The organism is Candidatus Methylomirabilota bacterium, assembly GCA_036001065.1.
Lineage (GTDB): Bacteria > Methylomirabilota > Methylomirabilia > Rokubacteriales > CSP1-6 > MNEF01.
On sequence record DASYUQ010000032.1, the window covers coordinates 1 to 6,926 of the forward strand.

Sequence of the window (6,926 nt, forward strand, 5' to 3'; positions counted from 1 at the left end):
TCGCCGCCCGCGCGCACATCGTGCTGCTATCGGCGCGGGGCGTGGCCATCGCCGAGATCATGCGGCGCCTCGGGGTGTCGCGGCCGACCGTCGCGACGTGGCTCGCCCGGTTCGAACGGAAGGGGCCGCCGGGTCTGCTGACGCGCGCCCGTCCCGGTCGTCCCCGCAAGCTGACGCCCGAGGTTCAACGGCAGATCGGCGTGGTGGCCACCGCCCGACCGCGCGACGTCGGGCGTGATGGCGCGACCTGGACTCTGGCCGAGCTCAGAGACTACCTCGTCGGGAGCGGGCACGTTCCGTCGTTGTCGCTGGAGTCGCTGCGGACCACGCTTCGACGCTGGCGTCTCACCGTCAAGACCGTTCCAACAGGGACGACCCGGAAAGGGACGACGATGATCCCTGGGGCTTTCGACTACCACACCCCGAGCTCCCTCGCTGAGGCGATGCGCCTCCTGGTCAGGCTGGGCGAGGAGGCCAAGATCCTCTCGGGAGGACAGAGCCTCATCCCGCTCATGAAGCTCCGACTCGCCCGTCCGCGTCACCTCATCGACATCAATGGGATCCCCGGGCTTGCGTATATCCGGGAGCGCGATGGCGTCTTGGAGATCGGCGCGCTGACACGCGAGTCGGACCTCGAGGAGTCGGAGCTCATCCGGACTCGATATCCGCTCCTCTACGACACCTGCCGGGTCATCGCCGATCCTCTCGTCCGAAACCTGGCCACCGTCGGGGGCAACCTGGCCCACGGCGACCCCGCGAACGATCATCCCGCGACGATGATCGCCTATGGAGCCGAGGTGGCGGCGGTCGGCAGCAAGGGCGAGCGGCGCCTCCCGATCGCCGGGTTCTTCACCGGCCCCTTCACGACCGCCCTCACGGGCGACGAGATCCTGACCGAAATCCGGGTCCCCATCCCGCCCCCGCGGAGCGGCGGGGCCTACCTGAAGCTCGAGCGCAAGGTCGGGGACTTCGCGACGGCCGCCGTCGCGGTCCAGGTTGCGCTCAGCGCGAGCGGCACGTGCGAGCGGGCGGGAATCGGGCTCACCAACGTCGGCCTGACGCCGATCAGGGCCGACAGGGCCGAGGCACTCCTGGCGGGCAAGCGCCTGGAGGAGGCAACGATCAAGCAGGCGGCCCAGCTCGCCGCCGAGCAGTCCCAGCCCAGCGCAGATTTGAGAGGCTCGGTCGAGTACAAGCGCGATCTCGTCAGAGTGCTGACGGCTCGAGCGCTGCGCAAGGCTCTCGAGCGCGCGAACGCCGGGAGGTGAGGTCCATGCTGGTCAAGGTCCAGATCAACGGCGAGAAGCACGAAGCCGACGTGGAGCCGCGGCTCCTGCTGGTCCACCTGATCCGAGACGTCTTCCGGCTGACCGGCACCCACATCGGATGCGACACGACCCATTGCGGCGCCTGCACGGTCCTCCTCGACGGCCGACCGGTGAAGTCGTGCACCGTCTTCGGGATCCAGGCCCACAACCGGGAAATCATGACCGTGGAAGGCCTGGAGCAGGACGGCAAGCTCCATCCGCTGCAGGAAGGCTTCATGGAGGAGCACGGGCTCCAGTGCGGCTACTGCACGCCGGGCATGCTGATGACCAGCTACGCCTTTCTCCGTAAGCACCCGCGGTCGACCGAGGACGAGATCCGCCAGGCGATCTCCGGCAACCTCTGCCGGTGCACGGGCTACGTCAACATCGTCAAGGCGATCCAATACGCGGCGGCGAAGCTCCAGAATGGAGGCGCGTGATGGCGCTGAGAACCTCGCCCGCGATCGGGGGCATGGGACACTCGGTGAAGCGCAAGGAAGACCCGCGCTTCATCCGCGGCAAGGGCACTTACGTCGACGACGTCCAGCTCCCGGGCATGCTCTACCTCGACATCGTGCGCACTCCCTTCGCGCACGCCAAGATCACCAAGATCGACTCGTCCAAGGCCCTGGGCGTTCCCGGCGTGCTCACCGTCATCACCGGTCAGGACCTGGCCAAATACAACCTGCACTGGATGCCGACGCTGATGTCGGACACTCAGATGGTGCTCCCGGTCGAGAAGGTGATGTACCAGGCGCAGGAGGTGGCGGCGGTCCTGGCCACCAGCCGGTACGCGGCCGCCGACGGCGTCGACGCCGTGCACGTCGAGTACGAGCCGCTTCCCGTCGTCATCGATCCCCGAAAGGCGCTGGAGCCCGGCGCCCCCGTGCTCCGCACGGACAAGAAGGACAAGAAGGACAACCACATCTGGCACTGGGAGTGGGGCGATCGCGCCGCCACCGACCGCGCCTTCCGCGAGGCCGAGGTGACCGTGAAGCAGGACATCTACATCCCGCGGATCCACGTGGCCTCCATCGAGACGTGCGGCTGCGTCGCCCAGTTCGACAAGGTGAACGGCAAGCTGACGGTGTGGATGACGACCCAGGCGCCCCACGCGATTCGCACCGTCTTCGCCCTGGTGGCCGGCCACGTCGGGCTGGCCGAGCACAAGATCCGTATCATCTCGCCGGACATCGGCGGCGGCTTCGGGGGCAAGGTCCCGGTCTACCCGGGCTACGTGATCGCGGTGGCGGCGTCGGTGCTGACGGGCAAGCCGGTCAAGTGGATCGAGGACCGGATGGAGAACCTTCAGGCCGACTCCTTCGCCCGCGACTACCACATCACGGCCGAGCTGGCGGCGCGAAAGGACGGCAAGCTGACCGCGCTCAGGATCAAGACCATCGCCGACCACGGCTACACCGACGCGGCGGCGAACCCCTCCAAGTTCCCGGCCGGACTCTTCCACATCTGCACGGGGTCCTACGACCTTCAGGCCGCCCACGTCGAGGTGGACGGCGTCTACACCAACAAGCCACCGGGCGGGATCGCCTATCGCTGCTCGTTCCGCGTCACCGAAGCCGTCCATACGATTGAGCGGGTGGCCGACCTCATGGCCCACCAGCTCGGCATGGATGCGGCCGAATTCCGGCTCAAGAACTTCATCAAGCCCGATCAGTTCCCGTACAAGTCGGCGCTCGGATGGGAATACGACAGCGGCGACTACGCCGCCGCCCTCCGCAAGGCGATGGACAAGATCGGCTATGCCGAGCTGCGGCGGGAGCAAGCGGAGCGGCGCCGGCGGGGCGAGCTGATGGGGATCGGCATCTCGAGCTTCACCGAGATCGTCGGGGCGGGGCCGTCCAAGCACTTCGACATCCTGGGGCTCAAGATGTTCGACTCCTGCGAGATCCGGATCCACCCGACCGGCAAAGCCATCGCGAGGTTCGGGACCAAGTCGCAGGGACAGGGGCACGAGACCACCTATGCCCAGATCCTCGCCGAGGAGCTGGGCATCCCGGTGGCCGACATCCAGGTCGAGGAAGGCGACACCGACACCGCGCCCTACGGCCTCGGCACCTACGCGAGCCGTTCCACGCCGGTAGCCGGCGCCGCCGCCGCCCTCGCCGCCCGCAAGATCCGGGACAAGGCCCGGAAGCTCGCCGCCCATCTGCTCGAAGCCGCCGAGGAGGACCTGGTGTGGGAGCCGGGGAAGTTCTCGGTCAAGGGGGCGCCGAACCAATTCAAGACCATCCAGGAGATCGCGTTCGCCGCGTACACCAACCACCCGCAGGGGATGGAGGCGGGGCTGGAGGCGGTCAGCTATTACGATCCGCCGAACCTGACCTACCCGTTCGGCAGTTACATCTGCGTGGTGGACATCGACAAGGGGACGGGCGAGGTCAAGATCCGCCGGTTCGTGGCCGTGGACGACTGCGGCAACATCATCAACCCGATGATCGTCGAGGGCCAGATCCACGGGGGGCTCACCATGGGCTTCGCCCCCGCGCTCATGGAGGAGATTTCGTACGACGAGCTCGGCAACATCCAGGGCGGAAGCTTCATCGATTACCTGCTGCCCACCGCAGTGGAAACGCCCAAGTGGGAGACCGACAAGACGTGCACCCCGTCGCCCCACCATCCGCTGGGCGCCAAGGGCGTGGGCGAGTCGGCCACCGTCGGCGCGCCCGCGGCGATCGCCAACGCGGTGGTGGATGCGCTGTGGCACCTCGGCGTCCGCCACGTCGACATTCCGATCACGCCGGCCAAGGTCTGGAAGCTGCTGCGCGAGCACGGGGTGGCCGAATAGCGTGGCCGCCGACCTTCTGGCCCTCGCGGTCGAGCTGCGCCGGCGCGGAGAGCCGTTCGCGCTGGCGACCGTGGTCCGCTGCGAGCGGCCGACGTCCGCCAAGCCCGGCGCCAAAGCGATCGTCCATCGGGACGGCACCGTCTCCGGGTGGATCGGCGGCGCCTGCGCCGAGCCCACGGTCGTGCGGGAGGCCCTGGCGGCACTCCGGGACGGCCAGCCGCGCTTCATCAGCCTGGTCGGCGAGGGGGGCCGTAGCCCCGGCCGGACCGAGGGCGTGCTGGAGTACGCGATGACGTGCCACAGCGGCGGCACGCTGGAGATCTATGTGGAGCCGTTTCTTCCCAGGCCGCAGCTCGTGCTGATCGGCCACGGCCCGGTGCTGGAGACGCTGGCCGCGCTGGGCCGGACCACGGATTTCGCCGTCACCGTCGTCGGCGCCGCCGCGCCGCTGCCGCTCGATCCCCGGACGTTCGTGGTCGTGGCGACGCACGGCGCGTTCGACGAGGACGCGCTGGCCCGGGTGCTGGCGAGCGACGCCGGTTATGTGAGCCTCGTCGCCAGCCGCAAGCGAGCCGCCGCCGTCGTCGAGGGCCTGAAGCGGCGCGGCGTCCCCACCGAGCGGCTGGCCGCGCTGAAGGCGCCGGCCGGGCTCGACATCGGCGCGGTCACCCCGGAGGAGATCGCGCTGAGCATTCTGGCCGAAATCGTCCAGACGCTCCGGAGTCAAAAGGCCGTCGAGGTCGAGCCGACGGCGCCCGTCCCTCCGCCAGCGGCCGAGGCGACGGATCCCATTTGCGGCATGCCGGTCGACGTGGCCACCGCGCGGTACCGCTCGGAGACTCCCGCCGGGACCGTGTACTTCTGCTGCCGCCGCTGCCAGGAGCAGTATGATCTCGGGGCTCGTCCTCGCGGCGGGTAAGTCCGCGCGCCTGGGCCAGCCCAAGCAGCTGCTCCCCTTCCGCGGCACGACGCTCCTCGGTTGGGTGCTGGCCCAGGTAAGCGCCGCCGCCTCGCTCGACGAAGTCATCGTGGTCGTCGGGGGCGCCGCCGCCGACGTCCGCCGACGCGTCGATTTCGGGCGGGCCCGCCTCGTCGAGAATCCCCACTTCGGCGAAGGATGCTCGTCGTCATACCGGGCGGGGCTCGGCGCGCTCGACCCTCGCGCCGACGCGGTGGCGGTGCTGCTGGGAGACCAACCCGGCATCGACGCAGCGATCATCGACCACGTGGTGCAGACCTGGAATCGGCGGCGCAATGAGCGAATCGCGGTCGCGGCGTATCGGGACGGCCCCGGACACCCACTGATCTTCACGCGAGCGCTCTTCGATCAGCTGGCCGCCCTCAAAGGGGACAAGGCGGCGTGGAAGATCCTCGATGCCCATCCGGAGTGGGTCCATCCGGTGCCCGTCGACCGGCCCAAGCCTCCCGACGTCAACACGTGGGAGGAATACCAGGCCGCCCGGTCCGCCCTCGACTGACCCGGACGGCTCAGCGGCCCGACGCCGCCGGACGGCCTTTCCGCGGCTCGATCCAGACGGGGACGGGGCCCTGCGGCCCCGACTCGTGGATCAGCGTCGCGGGGGCGTTGGCCTCCACCGCCGGCCGGCGCCCCCCGATCCGGGCGAGGTCCAGGAAGAGCACCGTCCCGTCGCTCGCTTCGAACGTCACGCTCGAGCCGCCGATGAGCCCGCCGGTGGGGCCGGCGCCCTCCGTGGTCACGCCCACGGCGTGACCGGGCTCGAGCGCTCCCAGCTCCTCCAGATCTACCGCCGCGGTGTTCACGGTGTACGTGCGGCCGTCGTCTCCCCGCACGATCACCTTGCTGTCGGTGATCATCACGACGTGCCCGCGCAAGCTGGGCCCCTGCGCCCGGGCCGCGATACCCGGGACGAGGAGCGAAACAATTGCAAGCGCCGCGCAGATCTTCCCCATGGTCGCACCTCACGCGCGCCCTGCGCCTGCAAGGGACCTGCCTGCGGGCGCTCGGCGGTGGTGGACGTCGGGCCGACCGGGTAGCATAGGGCCGTCATGAGCCTCCGCCACCTTGCCCTGCTCACGCGGGACCTACGCGGCACCGAGCGTTTCTATACCGACGTCATCGGGCTCGAGGAGGCGTTCGCGCACGAGGGCATGATCTTCCTCCGCACGCCCGGCCGGGAGGATCTGCTGAACTTCGTGGAGACCCGACGCCCGTTCGATCCCAAGGCCGGCGGTCTCGATCACTTCGGCCTGCATCTCACGCTCGCGCGGTGGAAGAAAGTCCGCGAGCGGCTCAAGCGTGCCGGCGTGCTGATCCGCGGGCGCCGGGGCCGGTCGGCGGTCTACATCGAAGACCCGACCGGCTACACCGTCGAGCTCTCCATCGACTAGTGCCGTTCCAACTTGTTGATACTAAATCTGTCCACGAACGACGTACTTGGTGCCTTCCTAGGCGCGAATAGTTGGAACGGCACGAGTGTCCCGTCCTCGAAGTCATGTTAACCCCGATCCGAAATAAGCTCGCAGGTGAAAGCGGCACATGGCCGCGAACATGGGCGGTGTTCAGGAGGTGGTTCGACCGCAGCCAGCGTCTCTATAGGAGGACGTGGGTGCGCACGTACCCACGCTGGCCACGGCCGCTACCGACGCCGCGTTTCCGCACATTCCTCGCCAAAAGAATTTTCGGATCGGGGCTAATAGCTTCACCTGCCGAGCACGAGGTCCTCCGGATGCCGTACTATGCATGACGCTCGGGTACCCCCGGCCAGAAGGAGGAGCGCCGTGAAAGCAGCCGCAGTCGTGGCCGACATTCTCAAGCGCGAGGGCGTGCAGTG

Annotated in this window: 7 protein-coding genes and 1 pseudogene; 7 read left to right on the forward strand and 1 reads right to left on the reverse strand. The window is 68.7% G+C overall.

Annotation, left to right across the window (positions count from 1 at the left end; all coding sequences use genetic code 11):
- Nucleotides 1–59: 59 nt before the first annotated feature.
- The 6 genes and pseudogenes from VGV13_02640 (at nucleotide 60) to VGV13_02665 (ending at nucleotide 5,591) form a co-directional block, all read left to right on the forward strand.
- Nucleotides 60–137, forward strand: a pseudogene (locus VGV13_02640) (helix-turn-helix domain-containing protein).
- On the forward strand, nucleotides 138–1,268 hold the full coding sequence (locus tag VGV13_02645) for an FAD binding domain-containing protein (GenBank protein ID HEV8639976.1): 1,131 nt from the start codon (nucleotides 138–140) through the stop codon (nucleotides 1,266–1,268).
- A 5-nt stretch (nucleotides 1,269–1,273) separates the two neighbouring features.
- Nucleotides 1,274–1,747 (forward strand): (2Fe-2S)-binding protein, encoded by a 474-nt coding sequence (locus VGV13_02650; protein ID HEV8639977.1) that lies wholly within the window; start codon nucleotides 1,274–1,276, stop codon nucleotides 1,745–1,747.
- A complete protein-coding gene (locus tag VGV13_02655) occupies nucleotides 1,747–4,113 on the forward strand; it encodes an aerobic carbon-monoxide dehydrogenase large subunit (protein HEV8639978.1) in 2,367 nt (788 codons plus the stop codon). The genes VGV13_02650 and VGV13_02655 overlap by 1 nt, the downstream gene beginning before the upstream one ends.
- Before the next feature lies 1 nt (nucleotide 4,114).
- Entirely contained in the window at nucleotides 4,115–5,032 is a 918-nt protein-coding gene (locus tag VGV13_02660; protein HEV8639979.1) for an XdhC family protein, read from the forward strand.
- Complete coding sequence (locus tag VGV13_02665; protein HEV8639980.1) at nucleotides 5,001–5,591, forward strand: nucleotidyltransferase family protein; 591 nt, start codon at nucleotides 5,001–5,003, stop codon at nucleotides 5,589–5,591. The genes VGV13_02660 and VGV13_02665 overlap by 32 nt, the downstream gene beginning before the upstream one ends.
- Before the next feature lie 10 nt (nucleotides 5,592–5,601).
- Here VGV13_02665 and VGV13_02670 read toward each other — a convergent pair whose 3' ends face one another.
- Entirely contained in the window at nucleotides 5,602–6,045 is a 444-nt protein-coding gene (locus tag VGV13_02670; protein HEV8639981.1) for a hypothetical protein, read from the reverse strand.
- 96 nt (nucleotides 6,046–6,141) lie between these two features.
- Here VGV13_02670 and VGV13_02675 point away from each other — a divergent pair, with 96 nt between their 5' ends.
- Nucleotides 6,142–6,483, forward strand: coding sequence for a VOC family protein (locus tag VGV13_02675; protein HEV8639982.1), 342 nt, complete (start codon nucleotides 6,142–6,144; stop codon nucleotides 6,481–6,483).
- The last annotated feature ends 443 nt before the right edge of the window (nucleotides 6,484–6,926 follow it).